This window comes from Microbulbifer pacificus (assembly GCF_002959965.1).
Classification (GTDB): Bacteria; Pseudomonadota; Gammaproteobacteria; order Pseudomonadales; family Cellvibrionaceae; genus Microbulbifer; species Microbulbifer pacificus_A.
Genome location: NZ_PREV01000027.1, coordinates 300,754 through 322,857 on the forward strand (window position 1 = coordinate 300,754; position 22,104 = coordinate 322,857).

Sequence of the window (22,104 nt, forward strand, 5' to 3'; positions counted from 1 at the left end):
GGATTGTGGGCATTTTTGTGACATAAATCCTGCTTCTGAGTATTTGGCGTTATTTTCTTCTGGCGGTGCCGGGAGCCGCCGGCAAAACTGTGGGGTTGGAGCCATACTGTGTGAATAAAAAGTGCTGGCCGGGCTGTGTTCCAGTGCCCTCGCCAGTGCCAAAACGCCACCGCGACTACCGCATTATTCCCAAGGATTGGGGGCTAAACCGTGGTGCCATCGGCCAACATCAACACCCTGCGCTTCAAGGCCAGCCTGCTCTCGCTGCTGCTTGTGGTCGCCATGTGCCTGTTTTTTATCCTTTTGGGTAACGGCAGCCTGCAATCCCTGCTGGCAAAAAATCGCGAGCATCGCTATCTCAATTTCCAGTTTCAGATTACCGGACTGTTACAGGCATCTCGTCAGGAGCTCACGCGCCTGGCGGAGATGGTGGCGCTCAGTGATCGCGGGCAGATTTCCTCGCTGGAAGGGTTGCATAAAAATCTCGATCACCAGTGGCTGGCACTGGAGCAGAGCTGGGGTCTCCACGGGCTGAAAATCTACAGTGCCGCTAGTGATCCGGTGTTTAGCTGGGGGGCGCCGCACAACCGGCTGAGCGCAGATGAGGTGCGACAGGTGCTGTTGCAGGGGAAGCCTCTGGAAGTGGTGCACTGCGAACCGGTCTGCGTGCAGAGCCTCGCGGTACCGATGCGCGCCCGCGAAGGCGATTACATTCTGCAGGTGGACCGCCCGCTCGACGAGCAGTTGCGGCGCTTTCGTGAAATGACCGGAACCGATATCGGTGTCCTGTCCCCGCTGCGCAGTGGAGCTCCGCGGAATGCGGATGGCCGGTATCTGGAAAGCTGGCAGCGGGAGGTACTCTCCCTTACTTCCCGCGAACGAATGTTGCCTCTGCTCCATCGGGTGGCGGAGGAGGTGGATACGCTGAGTGGGTTACAGCGGGCGAGGGCACATACTCTGGAGCAGCGGCAATTCGATGTCCGCACCATGAGCGTGGATGTAGACCCCGCGGGTGCGCAGTTTGTGTTTATCGAGGATGTGTCTGCACAGGTGGAGCACATCGACGAGTCGATACAGTTACTACTGTTGTTTTCTGTGCTCGGGGCGCTGATTTTCTGTGCGGCTGTGGCCGGTACCTTGTGGCGGCCCATCGTGCGTTTGCGCCGGTTGGCCGAAGCGCTGCCACTGCTTACCAATGGGCGATTCGATGACGCACGCCGATTGATCCGACCGGTGCACAAGTCGATGGAGCGATACGACGAGCTGGATGTGCTCGATAACACCGGCCTAACCGTTTGTGACCAGCTCGAAGACATGAACGACATGGTGTGCCGCAAAACGGCGCAACTCGAGCAGATCGCCATGCACGACAGCCTTACTGGGCTCAGCAACCGCTTCAGCCTGATGGAGCAGCTGGAATTTCATTTGGAGCTGGCACGGCACCAGCCGGAGTCTGTCCATGAAAGGGGCTACCTGTTCTTTATCGATCTGGATGATTTCAAGCAGGTGAATGACACCCTTGGGCACCAGGGGGGCGATGAACTCCTGCGCGTGATTGCGCGCAGACTACTGAGCGCGATGCGCTGCGGTGACATCGTCGCTCGTCTCGGTGGTGATGAATTCTGTGTGTTTGTGCGTGCGATCCGGGAGCCGGATGCCTATCGGATATTGGCGGAAAAGCTGCTCAATACCGTCGCACAGCCGGTAAAAATTACCGACAACCTGATCACTGTCACTATGAGTGTGGGGGTGGTGGCGGTGGAAGACCGGCAGGAGACACTGGCGTCCATTCTGCAAAAGGCGGATATCGCTATGTACCATGCCAAGCGCCACGGCAAAAACAACTACCAGCTGTACGTTTCGAACTTACCCGGGGCATCAGTACCTGACGCCACTGGGCAGACTCCGCCGCTGGAGCTGGCGGCCACCAAATCGCATGGGTAGATTTCCGCATGGCCCTGCAGCGCTGTTTTCCTCCCGGGTTTCCGCTGCTTACTGGTGTGCTGGTCTATCTTTAATTTACTCCCCTCCAGTTTTCCGGCAGCGCTCTATCCCAAGTTGCCGTGAAGTTGGAAAGGGAGCTGAATCGAAAAAGGACTCGAAGGGCGGGCCACAAGCCCGGCGCTGAGAGATTTTGAAAGGTTAACCAGTCGCACAGCCATGGCGAGCAAAATTTTCACCACCAACGATCAGCTGCTCGGCAGCTACCTGCGCAACCTGATGGAATCGGCCGGGTATTCTGTGCTCACCCAGAAAATCCGCATTGAAACGCCACAGGGGCAGCCGCAGAGTTTTGGCAATATCGACTGGCATTCCGAGCTGTGGCTGATTCATGACGCGGACCTCGCGAACGCCCAGCAATTTCTGCAACAGGCGCTTTCCCGGGAAAGCGCCTGATTTCATTCCGGCCATCCCTGGCCCTTACCCCTCGGGCAGCCTTCGGCTGCGCAAAACGATGTTCCTGCCGTTTTGTCTTGCGATCTTTTACATCTGCTCGAGCACTTCGATCCCCAGCAAGTCGAGACCGGTAGCCAGTGTGCGTGCTACCAGGTCGCACAGCTGCAGGCGGCTCAGCTTTTCCTCGTCGCTCACGCCTTCCTTCAGTACCGGGCAGGCCTCGTAGAATCCCATGTAGGCGCTGGCCAGTTCGTACAGGTATGTACACAGCACATGAGGGAAGGTGTCTTTTGCCACCTGGTCGAGTACCTCGCCGAACTGGTTCAGTTTGATGGCGAGGGCGCGCTCGGCGTCGGTGCCGAGTCTGATGTCACCGGTTAGTGCTGACGGCTCCACACCGGCGCGGCGGAAGATGCTGCGCACGCGGGTGTACGCGTATTGCAGGTAGGGCGCGGTGTTGCCCTCAAACGCCAGCATGGAATCCCAGTTGAAGATGTAATCGTTGGTGCGGGTTTTGCTGAGGTCGGCGTACTTCACTGCACCAATCCCCACCACGCGGCCGATCTCGGCCTGCTCTTCTGTACTCAGATCCGGGTTCTTCGCCGCCACCAATGCCGTCGCGCGCTCCACGGCTTCATCCAGTAGCTCGGCCAGTTTCACGGTGCCACCGGTACGGGTTTTGAACGGCTTGCCGTCGTCGCCCATCATGGTGCCGAAGGGGCAGTGCTCAAGGGTCTGGCTGTCGGCGATGTAGCCGGCCTTGCGTGCCACAGTAAACGCCTGCTGCAGGTGAAGAGTCTGGCGCGCGTCGACCACGTACAGGATGCGGTCCGCTTTCAGCACATTGGCGCGATAGCGGATGGCGGCGAGGTCGGTGGTGGCGTAGAGGTAGCCACCGCCTTTTTTCTGGATGATGACAACGCTGGGGTTGCCTTCTTTGTCTGCCATTTCCGGCAGGAAGGCGACGATGGCACCCTGATCTTCCACGGCGATGCCGCGATCCACCAGGTCCTTCACCAGCACCGGCAGGTCGTCGTTGTACTGGCTTTCGGCGTACACGTCCGCACGCTTCAGGGTGACACCCAGCTTCTGGTAGATTTCTTCTGCGTGACTGATGGAGATGTCGATAAAGCGCTGCCACAACTTCAGGCAGTCGGCGTCCCCACCCTGCAGTTTCACCACATACTCGCGGGCGCGGTCGGCGAAGCCTTCCTCTTCATCGAAGCGGACTTTGGCCTCGCGGTAGAAGACCTCCAGATCCTTCAGTGCCACCTCGGCATCCTGGTTCTCCATCTTGTCGGCCAGGTGCGCCAGCAACATACCGAACTGAGTGCCCCAGTCGCCCATGTGGTTCTGGCGGATGACCTTGTGGCCCTGGAATTCCAGCAGACGGGCGAGGGCGTCGCCGATGATGGTGGTGCGCAGGTGGCCCACGTGCATTTCTTTGGCGAGGTTGGGGTGGGAGTAGTCCAGTACCGCGGTCTGTGGTTTTGCCGCTTTGGCAATATTGAGGCGCGCGTCGGCGCGGGCGGCGGCAAGGGTTTTCGCCAGCCAGGCGTTGCTCAGGTGGATGTTGATAAAGCCGGGACCGGCGATTTCGACGTTTTCGATCATGGGCTGCTCGCCCAGATTGTCGATAATTTTCGCTGCCAGCTCGCGCGGATTGCTGCCCACTTTCTTGGCCGCAGCCATGGCGCCGTTGGCCTGGTAGTCACCGAAGCCCGCCTTCTTGGCCGGGGCCACCGCAGGGCTGCAGTCGGCGGGAATGCCCGCGGCGGTCATGGCGGTCTGGAAGATATCATTGAGCTGCTGGCGAATATTCATAACTGGGCGTGATCCCGTGGACGTTCTGGACAATATAGAAGAAGGCGGGATTTTAATGGGCGTTGGGGGGTTTGCAACCGCGGGATAGTCTCAGCTCCGTGTTAGCGCGTGAATGTAGACCGTGGCGGTACTGCTGCCGGGTACACACTGGTGAGACACGAGTTAGGCGCTCCCCCTCACCTCATCCATGGGGGCTCTTCCGTGAGGTGGCCCGGCCGCTCCATATCTTCGCGGCGCCTTCGGCCCCTCTCGCGGAAGGTCTCACCAGTGTGTACCCGGCATCAACACCTTCTCTTCGAATGTCAGTGGTTTAAATCACCCCAGTTCTGCGGCGCGCTTCGCCAGCTCGTCTTCCGACACATCCTCGATATGCGTGGCCACAAACCACACCATGCCGAACGGGTCCCTGAGGGTGCCTGTACGGTCACCGTAGAACTGGTCGGCGGGATCATTGATGGAGGTGGCGCCCAGTTTTATGGCTTTGGCGAATATCTCGTCCACCTTTTCGGTGTAGAAGAGCAGCCCCACCGAGCAGATGCCCTGGGGCGCATGCAGGGGGCTACCTTCCTGATTATCGTCGCCGATGGACAGGCGGGTATCACCCAACTGGAGCTCCGCGTGCATGATCAGGCCGTCCGGCCCGGCCATACGGAAGAGCTCGGTGGCGCCGAAGGCGTTGCAGTAGAAGTCGATCGCGGCGGCGGCACCTTTCACGCACAGATAGGGGGTAACGGTGTTCATGCCTTCGGGGATGGGATTTACGGACATGGAAGCTCCTTGTTATGTGAATGATTTCCGGTTGCGCTAGCTTGGTGCATGCTCGGTGTGAGTGTCCAGACAGCATTCGCGCCATTTGCGGTAACATGACCGCTTTCTCGAATCGGACGGACGCGGCGCTATGGGAACCACTCTTTACTGGCATGACTATGAAACCTGGGGTACGAACCCCGGTGCGGACAAGCCGTCCCAGTTCGCCGGAATCCGCACGGACGAGGACCTCAATATCGTTGGCGAACCGCTGATGATATACGCCAGACCGGCGAGCGACTGCCTGCCGCAGCCGATGGCGGCGCTGGTGACGGGACTGGCGCCGCAAAAGGCGCTGATGGAAGGGGTGCCGGAGCTCGAGTTTATCCAGTGTATTCTTCGCGAACTGGGTGCGCCCGGCACCTGTGGCGTTGGCTACAACAGCCTGCGCTTTGACGATGAGGTCACCCGCCACACCCTGTATCGCAACCTGCTCGACCCGTATGAGCGCGAGTGGCGCTCTGGCAACAGCCGCTGGGACATCATCGACATGGTGCGCCTCACCTATGCACTGCGCCCGGAGGGTATCGTGTGGCCGCAGCGGGAAGTGGCGGATGGCGTGCGGGTACCGTCGTTCCGTCTGGAAGAACTCACCGCGGCCAACGGTATCAGCCACGAGGGCGCGCACGATGCGCTCTCCGATGTGCGTGCCACCATCGATATGGCGCGGCTGGTTCGGCAGAAACAGCCAAAACTTTACGATTACGTCTACAACCTGCGCCGCAAGCAGGAGGTGGCGAAGTTGTTGAACCCTCGCGAGCGCAAGCCGCTACTGCACGTTTCCGGCAAGGTGCCGGCCGCCCAGGGACACCTTACTTACGTGTTGCCGCTCGCCATGCACCCAGTCAATCGCAATGCGGTGATCTGCGCGAACCTCGCCATGGATCCGCAACCGATTCTGGATCTCGACGCCGATGCCCTGCGCGAGCGTCTCTACACCGCCCGCGACAAGCTGGGTGAAGGCGAGCTGCCGGCGGGGCTGAAATTGATCCACATGAACCGCTGCCCGGTGCTTGCGCCGGCGAACATGCTCTCGGACCAGCGCGCGGCGGAACTCGGCATCGACAAGGCCACCTGTGAAGCCAACTGGCGGGTGCTGCAGGGGCTGGATTTGACGGACAAACTCCACAGGGTCTTTCTCGACAGCGAGTTCCCCGCGAAAGACGTGGAGGCGCGGCTCTACGACGGTTTTATGAATGACGCCGACCGCGATCTGTGTCGTCAGATTCACGCCGCACTGGCGACCCGTGGTCCAGAAGCGCTGGCGGAATCGTTTCCGTTTTCCGATTCGCGTCTGCCGGAGCTACTCTTTCGCCTGCGAGCGCGCAACTTCCCTGACACCCTGAGTGAGGAGGAGCTGGAGCGCTGGGAAGAGTGGCGCTATCAGCGCCTGACGGATCCCGCGTTTGGGGCGAGCATCACCATGGAGCCCTATTTCGAGGAAATCGCGGCGCTGCGGGAGTCGTTTCCCGAGCGCAACGATCTACTGGACCAGCTGGAGGCCTGGGGGGATACCCTGCTCGGATAGCGCCTCTCACATAGCGCCTGCAGGATACCTTCGGCGAAACTAATTCTCTGTTCGGTAACCCACCGCGCGCGTAGAATACGCGCCCGATAAAGCCGCCGGCGATCCCGGCGCAGCCTTTTGGCACAGACAGTGGAGCAACAATGGACTTTATCGGCGCCAATATCCTTTCGGTCAGCCAGTTTGAGCGCGGTGACATCGACCGCATCTTTGCGGTGGCAGACACCATGGTTCCTTACGCCCGCCGGGAGAAAGTCACCCGGGTTCTCGAGGGCGCGATTCTCGGCAATATGTTTTTCGAACCCAGTACCCGCACCCGGGTGAGCTTCGGCTGCGCCTTCAACCTGCTCGGCGGCACCGTGCGCGAGACGGTGGGGGTTTCCGCGAGCTCACTGGCAAAAGGGGAGTCCCTGTACGACACTGCGCGGGTACTTTCCGGATACTCCGACATAATTTGCATGCGTCACCCGCAGGCCGGTTCTGTGGCGGAGTTTGCCGCGGCGAGCCGGGTGCCGGTGGTGAATGGCGGTGACGGTGCCAACGAGCACCCCACCCAGGCACTGCTTGATCTGTACACCATCCGCAAGGAGCTGGAAGGCAAGGGGGGCTCACTCGACAATTTCCGTATCGCCATGATCGGTGACCTGAAACACGGTCGTACGGTGCACTCCCTGTGCAAACTGCTGTGTCTGTTTGAGAAGGTGCAGCTGGTGCTGGTGTCACCGGGGGAGCTGGCCATGCCGGCGGCGGTGGTGGAGAAGCTGCGTGAGGCGGGGCACCAGGTGACGATCACCGATCAGCTGGAGCCGTCGATCAAGCATGTGGATATTGTGTATTCCACCCGTATCCAGGAGGAGCGCTTTGCGTCTCAGGCGGAGGCCGATCGCTACCGCGGGCGTTTCCGTCTGAACCGGGATATTTTCACCCGCCACGCCGAGCCCAACACCGTGATCATGCACCCGCTGCCACGGGACTCCCGCGCCGAGGCCAATGAGCTGGATTCCGATCTGAATGAGCATCCGAGTCTCGCCATTTTCCGCCAGACCGACAACGGCCTGCTTGTGCGCATGGCGTTGTTTGCGATGCTGCTGGGGGTGGAGGACAAAGTGGCCCAGTACGCGCGACCGATTACCTGGCAGACGCGGCGCAACGAAGTCTGATTTATTCTTTTGTGAGCGTGCGGAGAGGCGAAAACCCCGAACGACCCAGCAGGCTCTTATAAAGCGCGTTGATCGGGCTACAAAAAAAACCGGCGTCTAGCCGGTTTTTTTTTGTATCTGAAGCGGTGAAAAAATCAGGCCGCTTCCAACGCCTTGCGCACGGTGGCGAGTTTTACGCACAGCACGAATACGGACATCGCCGTATCCAGTTCTTCCAGCGGCGGGAAGCTTGGCGCAATACGGATGTTGCTGTTTTCCGGGTCCTTGCCGTAGGGGAAGGTGGCGCCGGCGGGGGTGAGCTTTACTCCGGCTTCCGCCGACAGGCGGATCACTTCCTGGGCGCAGCCCGGGCGGGTGTTGAAGGAGACAAAGTAGCCGCCCTGTGGCTTTTCCCACTGCCCCAGGTCGGTATCGGCAAAGTTCTTGTCGAGATGCTCAAGCACACAGGCGAACTTCGGGCGCAGAATTTCCGCATGCTTCTGCATGTGTTCTTTCAGTTGGGTCAGCTCCGGGAACAGGCGCGCATGGCGCAGCTGGTTCACCTTGTCCGGGCCGATGGTCATGGCGGACATCTGTTTTTTCAGGGACTCCAGGTTGGCCGGGCTCGCGCTCACGAAGGCAACACCGGAGCCGGCGTGGGTGACCTTGGAGGTCGATGCGAATTGCAGAACCGAATCGGCCGTGTCGTTGCCGAGTGCCGCTTCGCGGATATTCGGCAGCTTCACCTGGTGGTCCAGATCGTGAATGGCGTAGGCGTTGTCCCAGAAAATGCGGAAGCCGGGGTTGGCGATCTTGGCCAGCTGCGCCAGACGGTCAACGGTATCCGCGTCGTAGGTAACGCCGGTGGGGTTGGAGAACTTGGGAACGCACCAAAGACCGATAATCTCCTGGTCTTCGCGAATTTTCTTTTCAACGATATCCATGTCCGGGCCAGTGGCCGTCATGGGTACGGTTTCGAGCGCGATGCCCAGCTGTTCGCAGATGGCGAAGTGGCGGTCATAACCGGGTACCGGGCACAGGAACTTCGGCGCCTGCAGGTTTTTCCATGGCTGGTTGCCGGCAAAGCCGAACAGGTAGCCGGTGAGCACCGCGTGGTACATCAGGGTGAGGGAGCTGCTGCCGCCAGCGAGGACCTCTTCGAAGGGCACCTGGAGAATGTCCGCGCCCAGTTCGCGCGCGGCAGCGATGCCTTCGAGACCGCCGTAGTTGCGGGTGTCGGTGCCGTCGGGCGCGCGGTAGTCGCCGTTCAGGATGCCATCCAGGCTATCGGACAGTGCCAGTTGATCCGCCGCCGGTTTACCGCGGGTCAGGTCCAGGCTCAGGTTGTGCTGGCAAATGCGCTGGTACTGTTGCTCCAGCTCATTTTCCCACTGTTGTAGCTGCTCGCGTTGGGCGGTCTCGATACGCACGGAAATTCCTCTCCTGTTGACGGGTAAGTGGCGGTTGTTGTTGCGGTGGGGGAGCTTATCAGTAGTGGGCGGAGTGCGTCATGTTTTCTGTACTGTTTTTGCCGGAAAAGCCGTTAAAAACAGGGGTTTTCAGCGAATAATTGTTGCATGTGAAACCGACTGGGCGCGTGGATACGCGGGTAGGCTTCTAGGGTTTTTGTGCCGCGAGAATTCGGCAGTCGGCGGCGTAATCCCGCAGGGTGGTCTTGAGGTGCTGACGCTGTTCCGGCGTGGAGCTCTTCAGGATTTCGCTGCCGAGATTTCGGGCCTGGGCGCGCAGTTCGTCCTGCATCCGGCGGTAGTCGTCTGACCACAGTGACTGAGGGTTGATCAAAAGGTCTCGCAGAGTCTTCTGGTAGCCCGCGGGTTTGTCTTGCAGCGTCTGAATAAAGGCGTTGGTCCAGCGCTGGCGCTGGGCATCGCGACGTTCCGGATCAAAGGTGGTGGTGGCCAGTTCGCGGTCGACCATGGCGCTCTGCTCCGGTGTGAGATCGCCGAGCCAGCGCTCCGCCTGTTTGCGGAATTCCTTCTCGCGCTTGTTGCGTTCTTTCTGCCACTTTTTCAGGGACTTCTCCCGTTCCTTGCGGGCGTTTTCCGCCAGCTGTTGGATTTGTGCCTCGTCCAGTTGGACCAGTACCGGCAATAGCAGGTCGCTCAGCATGGCGATCGAACTGTGCCAGAACTCGTCCACCTGGCGCTCGATCTCGAGCAGGCGCGCGGGGGTGGCGTTGGGGGTGTCCACTTCAGCGGCGAGCTGGTCCAGGTAGTCCGCGTAGCGGGGCAGCTGGGTCTGGCGGTGCCAGCGATGAAATTCATCCACCCGCTGGGAGAGCAGATCTTTCTGGGCGCCCTTAAGATCCAGGTACTTGTTGAGGGTGTGGTCCATCCACCAGTCCAGGTGGCCGTAGACCAGGCGAATGCTGGAGCAACCGCCGAGCAGCAGAAGGTGAGCCACCAGCAGTAGTATGGCGAGGCGCGTTGCGGGCGCGGTGGGCTGTCTGCAGCCCGGTAGGGAAGCGGTACTCATGGCGGTAAATATAGTTGCTGCGCTACTAATTTGTGGGCCGGGGCACCGCTCGTGAGAGGTCAGTTGATCCAGACCTCTACCCGACTGTTTTTCACCGGCCCCTGTTCACTGTCGGCGGTCAGCGGCGCGAAGGCGCCAACGGCCATAATCTGGCTGTCGCCCATCTGGTGGTCCCGCAGCAGCGCCCCCTGAACTTTAAGGGCGCGAAAACGGGAGATCAGATCGGCGATGTTGGCGTTGGCTTTGCGGTCGGAAAAGCCGACCAGGGTCAGTGAGAGGTGGCGGTTTTCCTCCACGGCCATGAAATCCTGCAGCCGGTGAAGATCCCGCAGGGCGCGGTTGTCGAGCTCGGTGCTGCCGTCGGCAAAACGGAAGGAGATACTGAGGCGAGAGCCGTTTTCCATCAGCTCGCGGTAGTTGTCCGGTGCGTTGGTATAGGGCGCCACCTTTACCGCCACCGGGGTAAGGTTGATAAAACCGGTATCGGCGACGATCTGCTGGCCGGCCCTGGATTCCACGAAATGCAGGAAGCTGTCCACCTGCGGATGGTAACGGCCCGGGTTGCGGTATAAATAAAGGCGGCGGGTGAGCGGAAAGTCCTCGGTGGCGATAATACCGCGGTCCGGAACTACGGCCGCCAGGTCACCGGACTTGATGGCGACCTTATGCAGTCCGTCGGCGTCGGCAAAGGGCAGGTAGCCGATGGCCGTGGGATCTCGCTCCACCAGGGCGCGGGTTTCGTGGTTCCCGGACACCTCGTAAGTGAAGGGCGCCGCCGCGCGACTGCCGCCAAAGACCTCTTCATCAAAGGTCGCGCGGGTACCGGACTCCATGTCCCGGTGCAGGGGGCGTATGGGAAGGTCTGGGCCGCCAAGCTGAGCCCAATTGCGGATCCTGCCACTATAGATGTCGGCGAGCTGCGCCACGCTCAGTTGGGAAACCGGGTTGTCCTTGTGCACCGCGACTACCAGGGCGTCGAGACCGATGACGTGTTCTGCCTGTGGGCCGGTAAAATCGCCAAAGCGGACGAGGGCGGTTGCCTCGCTGGATTTGATTCTGCGTGATGCCATGCCGATGTCCGCGCTGCCATTGTCCAGCGCCTTGAAGCCGGTGCTGGAGCCCAATGCGATAATCGGGACGACAATGTCCTCATTCTGAAGGCGGGCACTGATCCAGTGCTTCTCACCTTCGCTGCGCTGGTGAATATCGCTGGCACCGATGGACGCCAGATAATCCTTTACCAGCGCCGGTGCCAGATCCGCACCAATGGTATTCGAGCCGGTCAGACGGAACAGGGTTTTCGCAGTGCCTTCATTGGCGTGTGCCAGGCTGCCCAGCAGCAGTGCCGCAACGGTAAAAATGGCACCTGAGATGATCTGTATCGCGCCCCTGTGGATACCCATGGTTCCCCCTGCTAGTGAAATCTGACTTCCTCGCTGTCCGGCCAATAAGCACCTTGCGGCAGTGGCCATCGAGCGCGCGCTTTATCGCAGAAAACTGTGACGAAGTTATTGCAATAAGGTTGAACTCGCTTCCGTTGCCACAGTGGAGGTCCTATCGCACGGTGATTTGTGTAGTCGCACACTCTGCGCTTGTGTCCGGCCAGAATGACTATTTGTCGTTTTTTTCACCACTTGGGACGGTAAAACGGCATATTCTTGACAAAATCTTGTTGGTTTTTTTGAAAAAAGGCATGACAACGCTGTCATTTGTCTTGTAGTATTTCTCACATATTGGCACAGGCGTCATGGTGCGCCGCGCCGGATCTCCCTGGGGCGCAGGAACTGCGGTGGGGGCATTCGGTGGGACAAATAACAATAGAAATCTCAGGGGCCGGATTCGATGGTTGCTTTAAGAGATAGTAGGGACGTTCTCTACGTTGGCGTTGATGGCGGTGGCAGTAAGTGCCGTGCGTCTGTATTTGATGCCGACAACCGCCTGCTGGGTACCGGAGTCTCCGGACCTGCCAACCCCCTTCATGGTTATGCTCAGACCATTGATTCCATTGTTCGCTCTGCCGCGCTGGCGGTGGCGGACGCCGGTCTGCCGGCGGAAACCCTGGGCGAGCTGGTGGCCGGTGTCGGCCTGGCCGGCGTGAATATGCCTCGCCTCTATAACGAGATGAGTGCCTGGGCACACCCCTTCAAACAAATGTTCCTGACTACCGATCAGCATTCCGCCTGTCTCGGCGCCCATCGTGGTGGAGACGGTGCGGTCATTATCGCTGGCACCGGCTCCGTGGGTTATTCGTGGGTCAACGGCCGCAGTGAGATTGTCGGTGGTCACGGTTTCCCGCACGGCGATAAGGGCAGTGGTGCCTGGCTGGGGATGGAAGCGGTCAAGTATCTGTTGATGGCGATGGAGGGGCTGGCTCAGGACTCCATGCTGAAGCAGGCGCTGCAGCATGCGCTGGGGACTTCGGACCCCTATGACGTGATTGAAATGATGGCCGGCAAGCCCTCCAGTCAGTACGCCAAACTGGCGGTGCCGGTAGTGGAGTGCGCGGAAGCTGACTGTCCGGTTGCGGTCTCGATCATGCGCGATGGTGCTGCGTATATCAGCGATCTTGCCGACAAGTTGATGGAGAGCAAGCCGCCGCGCCTGACCATGATTGGCGGTCTCGCGCCGCGCCTCAAGCCCTGGCTGAAGCCCCATGTGGCGGAGCGGGTATCCGATCCGCTGGATCCGCCAGAGCTGGGTTGCGTCTACTTCGCCCAGCACTCCCTCGCGGCACTGGGCGACGGCAAATCCAAGGCGGAAGAGGCGGATGCCAAGGCGCTTTTCGGATAAAGGGCTATCTCAATTCGCGCACCGCTCTTTGGATACGCGGGCGCTTTAGCTAGAACTCACAAGTTGTCAGACGACAAAAACACACGGAATTTACGGACAGGATTTATGAGCGCAGTGAACTCCACTGAAGCCAGCAAGGCGGGTGCATCTATGGCGATGACAGTAATGGAAACCGAGGCCCGCGAGGCCCCGAGCCGGATTACCGAACAACTGCAGAACAACGCATCGATCATGGCGGATTTGGGCGAGCGCCTGCGTAGCAAACCGCCGCGCTTCGTGATGATTGTGGGACGCGGTTCTTCCGACCACGCTGGCGTGTTCGCCAAGTACCTGATTGAAATCGAAACCGGTACGCCGACTTTCGCCGCCGCGCCTTCTGTATCCAGTGTGTACGGCAAAAAGCTGAAGCTGGAAGATGCGCTGGTTATTGTGATTTCCCAGTCCGGCCGCAGCCCCGATATTCTGGCTCAGGCGCAAATGGCGAAAGATGCTGGTGCCTATACCATCGCGCTGGTGAACGACGAGACCGCACCGATCAAAGATATCGTCGACCAGGTTGTGCCGTTGAAGGCGGGCCCGGAGCTCGCGGTTGCCGCCACCAAAAGCTATCTGTGTACTCTGTCTGCGGTACTGCAGCTGGTCGCCAACTGGACCCAGGACGCGGAGCTGAAAGCCGGTGTTGAGATGCTGCCGAAGGCTCTGGGTGAAGCCATCGAATCCGATGTTCAGCTGCGTCCGGAAGACCTGGCCGCGGTGAAGAACCTGGTGGTTCTGGGGCGTGGTCCCGGCTACGGCATCACCCGCGAGCTGGCGCTGAAATTGAAAGAGGTGTGCAACATCCACGCGGAGTCCTTCTCCAGCGCGGAATTCCTGCACGGTCCGGTAACCCTGGTGGAGCAGAAGCTTACCGTGGTGAATGTGCCTATTGAGGATGAATCCTACAAGGCGCACAGCGAACAGATCGCCGACATCATCCGTCGCGGCGGCACCCTGATCAACTTGCACGTGCCGAGTAAAGGTGTGCATCCGCGTGTAGCACCGTTGGCGCTGTTGCAGCGTTTCTATCTCGACGTCGCTCATGTGGCGGTCAGCCGCGGCATCAATCCGGATGAGCCGGCAGGCCTGAAAAAAGTCACCCAGACCATCTGATTGGGTGGCGGCGAAATTCGGGAGCGGGCAAGTGGCACAGACGTTTATCGCAGAACAGTTATTCGATGGTGAGCAGCTGCATCGCGATGTGGCATTGACGATTGCCGACGGAAAAGTGACGTCCGTCGGCGGTACGCCGGCGCCCGATGCCGTGCGCCTCGACGGTTTACTCGCTCCGGGTCTGATCGATGTTCAGGTGAACGGTGGCGGCGGTGCCCTGTTCAACAACGACACCAGCGTGAACGCGCTGGGTAAAATGTCGGAGGCGCATGCCCGCTTCGGTACCACCGGCTTTATGCCAACCCTGATCACCGATCAGGTGGATGTCATGCAGGAGGCTGCGGACGCAGTCAGCGCTGCTCTGAAAGAAGGGGTGCCCGGTGTGCGTGGTGTGCACTTTGAGGGGCCGCACCTGAGCACACCGAAAAAAGGTACTCACGAAGAAAAGTTTATTCGCCCGCTCAGTGACGCAGAGCTGGCAATTTATGCCCGGGATGATCTCGGCCTGAAAATGGTCACCCTGGCACCGGAGAATGTGCCCCCCGAAGATGTCGCCAAACTGGTGTCGCTCGGTGTGAAGGTGTGTCTTGGCCACTCCAATGCCGATGGTAAAACCGCAGCAGCCGCGATTGCCGCAGGCGCGACCGGATTTACACATCTGTACAACGCGATGTCACCGCTGCACTCGCGCGACCCCGGTATGGTGGGCACTGCGCTGATCAGCGACGGCTGCTGGTGTGGATTGATTGCCGATGGTCACCATGTGAGTCCTGAAGCGATGATTCTGGCAATGAAGGCCAAGCCCCGCGGCAAGATCATGCTGGTCACCGATGCGATGTCTCTGGTGGGCAGCGAGGAAATGAGCTTTCCGCTGTTTGAGCGTATCGTCACTCGCGATGGCGACAAGCTGACGTCCACCACCGGCGAGCTGGCTGGATCACATCTGGATATGATCGGCGCGGTGCGCAATATCCGCGACTGGTGCGGAGTGGAACTAACCGAGGCGTTGCGCATGGCGAGCCTGTACCCGGCGCAGTATCTGGGCACCAATGCCGGGCGCATTGTTGCCGGCGCGCCGGCCGATATGATTCTTATCGATGACACACTCCAGGTGCAGAAAACCTGGATTGGTGGGCGGGAAGTTTTCTCAGTAAGTGAATAGACCTTTTTGTAGGAGCCTGCTTGCAGGCGAACGGTTCGCCTGCAAGCAGGCTCCTACAAAGTAATAAAAATCCGATGACGAACTTGATTGATGCTCGATAACGATAATTAAAGGTGAAACGATGAATACCGCAGTCATAGCCCAGCGCGAGTCGCGCAGCAGCATTCTGCCGATGGCCATCATTGGTCTGCTGTTCTTTATTTTTGGCTTCGTAACCTGGTTAAACGGGGCGTTGATTCCGTTTTTGCAGACCATCTGTGAGCTCAGCGCCTTTCAGGCGATGTTGGTGACTTCCGCGTTCTATATTGCCTACACCGTGATGGCGATGCCGATGGCGGCGATCATCGAGCGCACCGGCTATAAGGTCGGCATGGCTCTTGGTCTGGCGCTGGTGGCCGTCGGTGCACTGATTTTTATCCCCGCAGCGTACAGTCGTATGTTCGGTATTTTCCTGCTGGCACAGTTTGTGGTTGGCTCTGGTCTCACCATTTTGCAGACTGCTTCAAACCCTTATGTGGTCAGACTCGGTTCCGCGGAAACTGCCGCTGTACGTATCTGCGTCATGGGGCTGCTGAACAAGGGTGCCGGTATTGTTGCCCCGCTGGTATTTGCCGCGATGGTGATGTCTGGAATCAGTGGCGTGTCTGACGCGGAACTCGCGCTTCTGGATACCGCCGCCAAAGACGTCAAGCTGGATGAGCTGGCCGGACAACTGGTAACGCCCTACATTGGCATGGCCGTGCTCGGCCTGGTGCTCGCTATCGCGATGATGTTTGCACCGCTGCCCGATATCGAAGATGAAGTGGTGGAAGGTCAGGAGGATGCTGCGGTAACGCTGATGGGGCTGAAAAAATTCCCGCAGCTGGTGCTTGGTTCCGTCGCTCTGTTTTTCTATGTTGGTGTCGAAGTAATTGCGGGGGACGCCATTGGCCTGCTGGGTAAGCAGGCAGGCCTGGATACTGCCGTTGCTTCTGTACTGACGTCCTACACCATGGTGTTCATGGTGCTGGGTTATATCTACGGCACCATCGCGATTCCGCGTTTTATCAGCCAGCAGACCGCTCTGCTGATCTCCGCGGTGTTGGGTATTGTATTTACCTTCGCAGTGATGAGCGGTTCGCTGGAAAGCACTGCCATGTCTGCTGCAACCCTGGCGCATTTCGGTCTGCCTGAAATTCCGAATGCGGTTTACTTCGTAGCACTGCTGGGCTTCGCCAACGCTATGTGCTGGCCGGCGATCTGGCCGCTGGCGCTGGAAGGGCTGGGTAAGTTTACATCCAAAGGTGCCGCGCTGCTGATCATGGGAATTTCCGGTGGTGCGATCCTGCCGCCGCTGTACGGACACTTTGCCGATACTGGCGACGGTCAGGCGGCCTACATCCTCGCGATACCGGCCTACCTGTTCATTCTGTTTTACGCGGTGAAAGGCCACAAGATGCGCAGCTGGAAATAATATCCAGCTGGCGCGGGTGGCCAGGATGGTTACCCGCGCGGCATCAAATCAGTCAGATTGTTTGTTTTCAGGAAGCTGTATTTAAACGGATTTAGTTGATTGAGCTTCTCTATGAAGTTTCTCTCTTTGGTTCTCGTCATCTTTGCCCTCCTTAGTGAGGGCTTTTTTTTGCCTGCATTTTTTCAGCGAGCCGAATGGTCGTTGTGAACATCAGCCCGGCGCCTTGCCGGTTGAATCGCGTACCAGCAGCTCTGGCACGAACTTCTTGGTAATACCCGCATCCTTGTTGGCGGAGGCCGTTTCTGTGGTGCCTTTGCTGCGCGCCTTGTTGAGTACCAGCGCTGCGGCACAGCGGGCAATTTCATTGTTGGGCTGGTGGGCGGTGGTGAGCTTTGGCCAGGTCTGGCGGGAGAAGGGGCTGTCTTCGAAGCCGACAATGGAGAGCTGTTCCGGAATCGCAATATGCATCAGGCGCGCGGCAAACAGCGCGCCGGCCGCCATTTCGTCGTTACTGGCAAAGATGGCGGTAGGAGGGTTGTCGACATTCAGTAGCGCTTTGGCGCCTGCAACCCCGGAATCAAAGGAGTACTCGCCGGGAACAATCAGGTCCTGGTCGATGGAAATGCCCGCCTGTTGCAGCGCTTCCTTGTAGCCGTCCAGGCGACCATGAGTAGAGACGTGTTCCTCGCCACCGCAGAGAAAGCCAATACGCTTATGGCCGTGTTCGATCAGATGCTTGGTGATGTCAAAGGATGCAGCGGCGTCATCCACCTGAATGCAGTTGTCTTCGTCGCCCGCCGCGGCGCCGCTGGACACAATACGCACGTAGTCGAGCCCGAGCTTTTTCACTTCGTCGATCACAGACTGGGTCTCAGAAAAGGGTGGGGTCAGCACCACGCCAGCTACTTTCGAGTGCTCCACCAATGCGCGCAATTCGTCATTCACTCTGGCGGAGCGGGAGTTGCTGGGGTGAATCAGCAGCTCGTAACCCCGTGCCTTGCAGGTTTCGAGAATGCCGTTTTGCATGTCGATCACATAGTAGGCGTTGGGATTGTCGTAGATAAGGGCGATGGTGTAGCTGCGGGTGCCCGCCAGGTTGCGCGCCGCGAGGTTCGGCTGATAGTGGAGTTCTTCCACAGCATCCATCACTTTTTTGCGTGTCGCCGGTCGCACGGAAGGCTCATTGTTGATGACCCGCGAAACGGTCTTGATCGACACCCCGGCCCTTGCGGCCACGTCGTTGATGGTGCTCTTCATGATCGGCTGTGTTCCTTTTATCGGTGTCTCTGCGGCGGAAACTCCGGAATGGATCCGTTTGTTGCTTAGCCGGGCAGTTTACCCGGTTCACGCCTTTGGGACGATGGCTTTCTGGTCAGTCGCGCAGTAATCCCTGTGTCGTGGTCTGTTTCCCCGTACTGGATCGGTGACCGCAGGGGGCTTCCTCAATTTTCGTCCTTCCATCCCTTTTGAACCTTGCGGTATCCGATGGGGGGGCTTTGGAGCAAAACTACAAACTGGATTGACAGTTTTCTGCATCTATGTGACGCTGACGCCAATTTGACAGCGTTGTCATTTCGGTTTGTCGCTACGGAATCCGGGGTAATGTGGCGCGGCCGGGCAAAGAAAAAGGTTAGACAAGAATAAACGGTGCCCGCTAAATCCCAGCTGGCGCCACTCTCAGGGGGCTCATCATGCAAGATGCACAATCTCATTCATCTATCTCTCAATCTGCCATCTGGAAACAGCTGCAAGCTCGGGTGCCGGAAGTGCAGCAGCGCCGTCTCGCAGACTTATTCTCTGAAGATCCGGCGCGCGCTAGCAATTTTTCGCTGGAACTTCCCGAGTTTTTACTGGATTACTCCAAAAGCCAGCTCGACCGCAGTGTTCTCGCCAACTTGTTAGACCTTGCCCGTGAAGCGAATCTGGAGCAGTGGCGGGCGGACTTTTTCGCCGGTAAACCCATCAATGCCACCGAGGGGCGACCGGTGCTGCACCCGGCACTGCGCGGCGGGTTGGCCCAGGATGTCGAGATCGAAGGAGTGTCCGTTACACGTCAGGTCAGTGCCGAGTTGGAGCGCTTGAAAGAGTTTGTAGTTTTACTACATAATGGCGACCTGACTGGCTACAGCGGCAAACGAATTACCGATGTGGTCAATCTCGGTGTCGGCGGTTCCCATCTCGGGCCGCAGACTGCCATTGAGGCGTTGCGTGCCCACCGGAAGGGCGATGTCGCAGTGCATTTTGTCTCCAATGTGGATGGAGCCCAGCTCACGGATGTGCTGGCCGGCCTGGATGCCGAATCGACTTTATTTATTGTCTCGTCCAAGACCTTTACTACCAGCGAGACGATGACCAACGCTCGTAGTGCGCTGAAATGGCTGCAACGGGCGGCACCGGAACTGTCGGCCGAATCCCTGCTGCAACAACATTTTGTGGCCGTGACCGCCAGTCCGGATGCAGCGCAGAAATTTGGTGTGTTGCCGGCGCGGGTGTTTCGCTTCTGGGACTGGGTAGGTGGGCGTTTCTCGCTTTGGTCCAGCATCGGCCTGCCTATTGCGATCGCCTGCGGGTTTGAGAATTTCCGTGCGCTGCTGGACGGTGCAGCGGGTATGGACAGGCATTTCCGTGAGGCTCCGTTGCATGAAAATGCGCCGGTGATCATGGCGTTGCTCAGTGTGTGGTACTGCACTTTCATGGGTTATCCGGCCCATGCCGTGCTGCCTTATGAGCATGCGCTGCACATGTTGCCTGCCTACTTGCAGCAGGCAGACATGGAGAGTAACGGCAAGTCGACCACCCGTGCCGGGGTGGAAGTGAACTACACCACCGGGCCCCTGATCTGGGGGCAAACGGGTATCAATGGGCAGCATGCGTTTTATCAGTATCTGCACCAGAGCCCGGAAGTGGTGCCGGCGGATTTTATTGGCAGCGTGGCCCCAGGGCATGACCTCGAAGGCCACCACGAGATTCTATTGGCGAATATGTTCGCTCAGAGCCAGGCGCTGATGAACGGCGTGGATGCCGAGTCGGTTGCCCGTGAACTGGCCGCCAAGGGCCTGTCGCCGGAAGAAATAAAAAGGCTTACCCCGTTCAAAGTACACAGGGGTGGAAAGCCAAGTAACACAATACTCTTGAAGGAGTTGAGCCCCCGATCACTGGGAGCGCTGATTGCACTCTACGAGCACAAAATCTTTGCTCAGGGTGCAATTCTGCAAATTTATTCCTTTGATCAGTGGGGAGTGGAACTGGGTAAAGGCCTGGCCAGCAAACTGGAGCCAAAACTGGCTTCCGGCTCGCTGGCGGGAGAGGACGGTTCCACTGCTCAACTGATCGAATACTACCGCCGGATAAGCGGCGCGGTTACGTCCACGGGGCTGCCTGAAGTAGAGGCAGCCGAGCCTGCCGGAGAACAGGTTTAACTGCAGTCTTGATAGCAGCGTGCGGCAAGCCGATAAAAAACGAAGAGTTAGACAAATGGCAAACAAAACAGTGGTAAACAGTCAGTTACAGGCGGTTACCGACAGGATCATCCGCCGCAGCGAAGAGACAAGGGCCAGGTATCTGGCCCAGGTCGAGCACGCTCAGGGCAAAGGGCGCGCTCGCCACAAGCTGTCCTGCGGTAACCTGGCCCACGCCATGGCGGCGTCCAGCGACCACGACAAGAACCTGATAGCCTCCGGCCAAGGCCCCAATCTGGCCATTATCAATGCCTACAACGACATGCTGTCGGCGCACCAGCCTTATGGGACCTACCCGGAAATGCTGAAGGCGGAGGCTTTGCGCAATGGCGCTACCGCACAGGTTGCCGGTGGTGTGCCCGCCATGTGTGACGGTGTCACCCAGGGGCAGCCGGGTATGGAGTTGTCGCTGTTTTCCCGCGATGTGATTGCGATGGCCACGGCCATTTCCCTGTCCCACGATATGTTCGACGGCGGCATGTATCTGGGTATCTGCGACAAGATCGTTCCCGGGCTGGTTATCGGGGCTCTGTCTTTTGGCCACTTGCCGGCCATGTTCATTCCTGCAGGTCCCATGCCAACCGGCCTTGCCAATGCGGAAAAAGTTCGTGTTCGACAGCTTTACGCCGAGGGCAAAGTAGGGCGCAAGGAGCTGTTGGAGGCGGAGAGTGCCTCCTACCACAGTGCCGGTACCTGTACTTTTTATGGCACGGCCAACAGCAACCAGATGCTGGTGGAAATCATGGGCCTGCAGCTTCCGGGCAGCTCCTTTGTCAATCCGGGCACGGAGTTGCGCGACGCGCTGAACAGGGCCGCGGTAAAACAGCTGGTGCAGATCACCGAGCCCAGTAGCTATACACCGATCGCAAAAATCCTCACCGAGAAAGCGTTCGTAAACGGCATTGTCGGCTTGCATGCTACCGGCGGTTCCACCAACCACACCATGCATCTGATCGCCATGGCGCGCGCCGCGGGGATCCAGATCACCTGGCAGGATATGGCGGAGCTTTCCGAGATCGTGCCGCTGCTGTGTCACGTGTATCCGAACGGCACCGCAGATATCAACCACTTTGCCGCTGCCGGTGGTATGCAATTCCTGATTCGCGAGCTGCTGGGTGCGGGTTTACTGCATGGTGACGTGAGCACGGTACTCGGCGATTCCGGCCTTGAGCCCTACACCTATGATCCGTTCCTGAATGAAGACAAGGACGGAGTGGTGTGGCGTCCAACTGCGGAAGAGTCCGGCAATCCGGATGTGATTCGCCCCGCCAGCGACCCATTCTCCAGCCACGGCGGTCTGCAGTTATTGCAGGGCAATATCGGCAACAGCGTGATCAAAGTATCCGCACTGAAAACCCCTCAGCTGAAAGTTACGGCGCCGGCCGTGGTGTTTAACAGCCAGGACGACATGCTCGCCGCATTCAAGGCCGGTGAGTTGGAAAAAGATTTTGTCGCGGTGGTGCGTTTCCAGGGACCGCAGGCGAATGGCATGCCCGAGCTGCACAAGCTGACACCGTCACTTGGTGTGTTGCAGGACCGCGGCTTCAAAGTGGCGCTGGTCACCGATGGTCGGATGTCCGGTGCATCAGGCAAGGTGCCGGCGGCAATCCACCTGTCTCCGGAAGCCCTGGAAGGCGGCGTGATTGCGAAAATTCAGGATGGTGACCTCATTGAACTGGATGCGGATGCCGGTGTTCTCAAAGTTCACGTAAGTGATGAGGAGCTGGCGGTACGGCCGCTGGCGGAATGCGATTTGTCCGGCAATGCCATCGGTATGGGCCGAGACCTGTTCACCAATATGCGCAAGCTTGCGAGCGGCGCGGAAACCGGTGCGAGCATTCTTTTTTAACCAGATTCTGCGGGCCGAGAACCTCCGGCCCGCGTTACAGTTTGAGAGCAATCAC

General features: G+C 58.9%; 16 protein-coding genes. 10 read left to right on the top strand and 6 right to left on the bottom strand.

Going from position 1 to position 22,104, the window contains the following annotated elements; all coding sequences use genetic code 11:
• The first annotated feature begins 210 nt into the window (after nt 1-210).
• Together C3938_RS12060 and C3938_RS12065 are read left to right on the top strand one after the other, a co-directional pair.
• Complete coding sequence (locus C3938_RS12060) at nt 211-1,944, top strand: diguanylate cyclase domain-containing protein (RefSeq protein WP_105103547.1); 1,734 nt, start codon at nt 211-213, stop codon at nt 1,942-1,944.
• 216 nt (nt 1,945-2,160) lie between these two features.
• The gene (locus tag C3938_RS12065) at nt 2,161-2,397 is read left to right on the top strand and encodes a hypothetical protein (protein ID WP_105103548.1); all 237 of its coding nucleotides are present in this window, start codon (nt 2,161-2,163) and stop codon (nt 2,395-2,397) included.
• An 87-nt stretch (nt 2,398-2,484) separates the two neighbouring features.
• Here the strand turns inward: C3938_RS12065 and argS are convergent, their stop codons facing one another.
• Together argS and C3938_RS12075 are read right to left on the bottom strand one after the other, a co-directional pair.
• Entirely contained in the window at nt 2,485-4,221 is a 1,737-nt protein-coding gene (argS, locus tag C3938_RS12070; RefSeq protein WP_105103549.1) for an arginine--tRNA ligase, read from the bottom strand.
• A gap of 315 nt (nt 4,222-4,536) precedes the next feature.
• Nucleotides 4,537-4,989 carry a VOC family protein gene (locus tag C3938_RS12075; protein WP_105103550.1) on the bottom strand — a complete coding sequence of 151 codons (453 nt, stop codon included), beginning with the start codon at nt 4,987-4,989 and terminating at the stop codon, nt 4,537-4,539.
• A 130-nt stretch (nt 4,990-5,119) separates the two neighbouring features.
• On the opposite strand from C3938_RS12075, the gene sbcB reads away from it, so the two are divergent.
• Both sbcB and C3938_RS12085 read left to right on the top strand, forming a co-directional pair.
• Nucleotides 5,120-6,556, top strand: coding sequence for an exodeoxyribonuclease I (gene sbcB / locus C3938_RS12080; protein ID WP_105103551.1), 1,437 nt, complete (start codon nt 5,120-5,122; stop codon nt 6,554-6,556).
• A 140-nt stretch (nt 6,557-6,696) separates the two neighbouring features.
• The gene (locus C3938_RS12085) at nt 6,697-7,713 is read left to right on the top strand and encodes an aspartate carbamoyltransferase (protein ID WP_105103552.1); all 1,017 of its coding nucleotides are present in this window, start codon (nt 6,697-6,699) and stop codon (nt 7,711-7,713) included.
• 134 nt (nt 7,714-7,847) lie between these two features.
• Here C3938_RS12085 and C3938_RS12090 read toward each other — a convergent pair whose 3' ends face one another.
• The 3 genes from C3938_RS12090 to C3938_RS12100 all read right to left on the bottom strand — a co-directional run bounded on the left by C3938_RS12090 (nt 7,848) and on the right by C3938_RS12100 (nt 11,591).
• Complete coding sequence (locus C3938_RS12090) at nt 7,848-9,122, bottom strand: aminotransferase class I/II-fold pyridoxal phosphate-dependent enzyme (RefSeq protein ID WP_105103553.1); 1,275 nt, start codon at nt 9,120-9,122, stop codon at nt 7,848-7,850.
• Nucleotides 9,123-9,309: 187 nt separating this feature from the next.
• Nucleotides 9,310-10,188, bottom strand: coding sequence for a DUF6279 family lipoprotein (locus tag C3938_RS12095; protein ID WP_105103554.1), 879 nt, complete (start codon nt 10,186-10,188; stop codon nt 9,310-9,312).
• Between the two features lie 59 nt (nt 10,189-10,247).
• Nucleotides 10,248-11,591, bottom strand: a complete 1,344-nt coding sequence (locus C3938_RS12100) for a substrate-binding domain-containing protein (RefSeq protein WP_158681674.1) — start codon at nt 11,589-11,591, stop codon at nt 10,248-10,250.
• A 439-nt stretch (nt 11,592-12,030) separates the two neighbouring features.
• Here C3938_RS12100 and nagK point away from each other — a divergent pair, with 439 nt between their 5' ends.
• From nagK to C3938_RS12120, 4 genes are all read left to right on the top strand, one after another.
• Nucleotides 12,031-12,978: an N-acetylglucosamine kinase gene (nagK, locus tag C3938_RS12105; protein ID WP_105103556.1), complete on the top strand. Its 948-nt coding sequence runs from the start codon at nt 12,031-12,033 to the stop codon at nt 12,976-12,978.
• 105 nt (nt 12,979-13,083) lie between these two features.
• Nucleotides 13,084-14,127, top strand: a complete 1,044-nt coding sequence (gene nagB-II, locus C3938_RS12110; RefSeq protein ID WP_233998857.1) for a glucosamine-6-phosphate deaminase NagB-II — start codon at nt 13,084-13,086, stop codon at nt 14,125-14,127.
• A gap of 31 nt (nt 14,128-14,158) precedes the next feature.
• On the top strand, nt 14,159-15,289 hold the full coding sequence (gene nagA / locus C3938_RS12115; RefSeq protein WP_105104495.1) for an N-acetylglucosamine-6-phosphate deacetylase: 1,131 nt from the start codon (nt 14,159-14,161) through the stop codon (nt 15,287-15,289).
• 121 nt (nt 15,290-15,410) lie between these two features.
• Complete coding sequence (locus tag C3938_RS12120; RefSeq protein ID WP_105103557.1) at nt 15,411-16,742, top strand: sugar MFS transporter; 1,332 nt, start codon at nt 15,411-15,413, stop codon at nt 16,740-16,742.
• A gap of 210 nt (nt 16,743-16,952) precedes the next feature.
• Here the strand turns inward: C3938_RS12120 and C3938_RS12125 are convergent, their stop codons facing one another.
• Complete coding sequence (locus C3938_RS12125) at nt 16,953-17,999, bottom strand: LacI family DNA-binding transcriptional regulator (protein ID WP_105103558.1); 1,047 nt, start codon at nt 17,997-17,999, stop codon at nt 16,953-16,955.
• Between the two features lie 434 nt (nt 18,000-18,433).
• Here C3938_RS12125 and pgi point away from each other — a divergent pair, with 434 nt between their 5' ends.
• Nucleotides 18,434-20,161: a glucose-6-phosphate isomerase gene (pgi, locus tag C3938_RS12130; RefSeq protein ID WP_105103559.1), complete on the top strand. Its 1,728-nt coding sequence runs from the start codon at nt 18,434-18,436 to the stop codon at nt 20,159-20,161.
• Between the two features lie 55 nt (nt 20,162-20,216).
• Nucleotides 20,217-22,049, top strand: coding sequence for a phosphogluconate dehydratase (edd, locus tag C3938_RS12135; protein ID WP_105103560.1), 1,833 nt, complete (start codon nt 20,217-20,219; stop codon nt 22,047-22,049).
• Nucleotides 22,050-22,104 lie beyond the last annotated feature (55 nt).

What these genes read in the sequence shown, in the direction of transcription:
- C3938_RS12075 (WP_105103550.1), bottom strand. Translation starts at nt 4,989, where the DNA reads ATGTCCGTAAATCCCATCCCCGAAGGCATGAACACCGTTACCCCCTAT.
- nagK (WP_105103556.1), top strand. Translation starts at nt 12,031, where the DNA reads ATGGTTGCTTTAAGAGATAGTAGGGACGTTCTCTACGTTGGCGTTGAT.
- C3938_RS12125 (WP_105103558.1), bottom strand. Translation starts at nt 17,999, where the DNA reads ATGAAGAGCACCATCAACGACGTGGCCGCAAGGGCCGGGGTGTCGATC.
- nagB-II (WP_233998857.1), top strand. Translation starts at nt 13,084, where the DNA reads ATGAGCGCAGTGAACTCCACTGAAGCCAGCAAGGCGGGTGCATCTATG.
- argS (WP_105103549.1), bottom strand. Translation starts at nt 4,221, where the DNA reads ATGAATATTCGCCAGCAGCTCAATGATATCTTCCAGACCGCCATGACC.
- pgi (WP_105103559.1), top strand. Translation starts at nt 18,434, where the DNA reads ATGCAAGATGCACAATCTCATTCATCTATCTCTCAATCTGCCATCTGG.
- sbcB (WP_105103551.1), top strand. Translation starts at nt 5,120, where the DNA reads ATGGGAACCACTCTTTACTGGCATGACTATGAAACCTGGGGTACGAAC.
- C3938_RS12085 (WP_105103552.1), top strand. Translation starts at nt 6,697, where the DNA reads ATGGACTTTATCGGCGCCAATATCCTTTCGGTCAGCCAGTTTGAGCGC.
- C3938_RS12095 (WP_105103554.1), bottom strand. Translation starts at nt 10,188, where the DNA reads ATGAGTACCGCTTCCCTACCGGGCTGCAGACAGCCCACCGCGCCCGCA.
- edd (WP_105103560.1), top strand. Translation starts at nt 20,217, where the DNA reads ATGGCAAACAAAACAGTGGTAAACAGTCAGTTACAGGCGGTTACCGAC.
- C3938_RS12065 (WP_105103548.1), top strand. Translation starts at nt 2,161, where the DNA reads ATGGCGAGCAAAATTTTCACCACCAACGATCAGCTGCTCGGCAGCTAC.
- C3938_RS12120 (WP_105103557.1), top strand. Translation starts at nt 15,411, where the DNA reads ATGAATACCGCAGTCATAGCCCAGCGCGAGTCGCGCAGCAGCATTCTG.
- C3938_RS12100 (WP_158681674.1), bottom strand. Translation starts at nt 11,591, where the DNA reads ATGGGTATCCACAGGGGCGCGATACAGATCATCTCAGGTGCCATTTTT.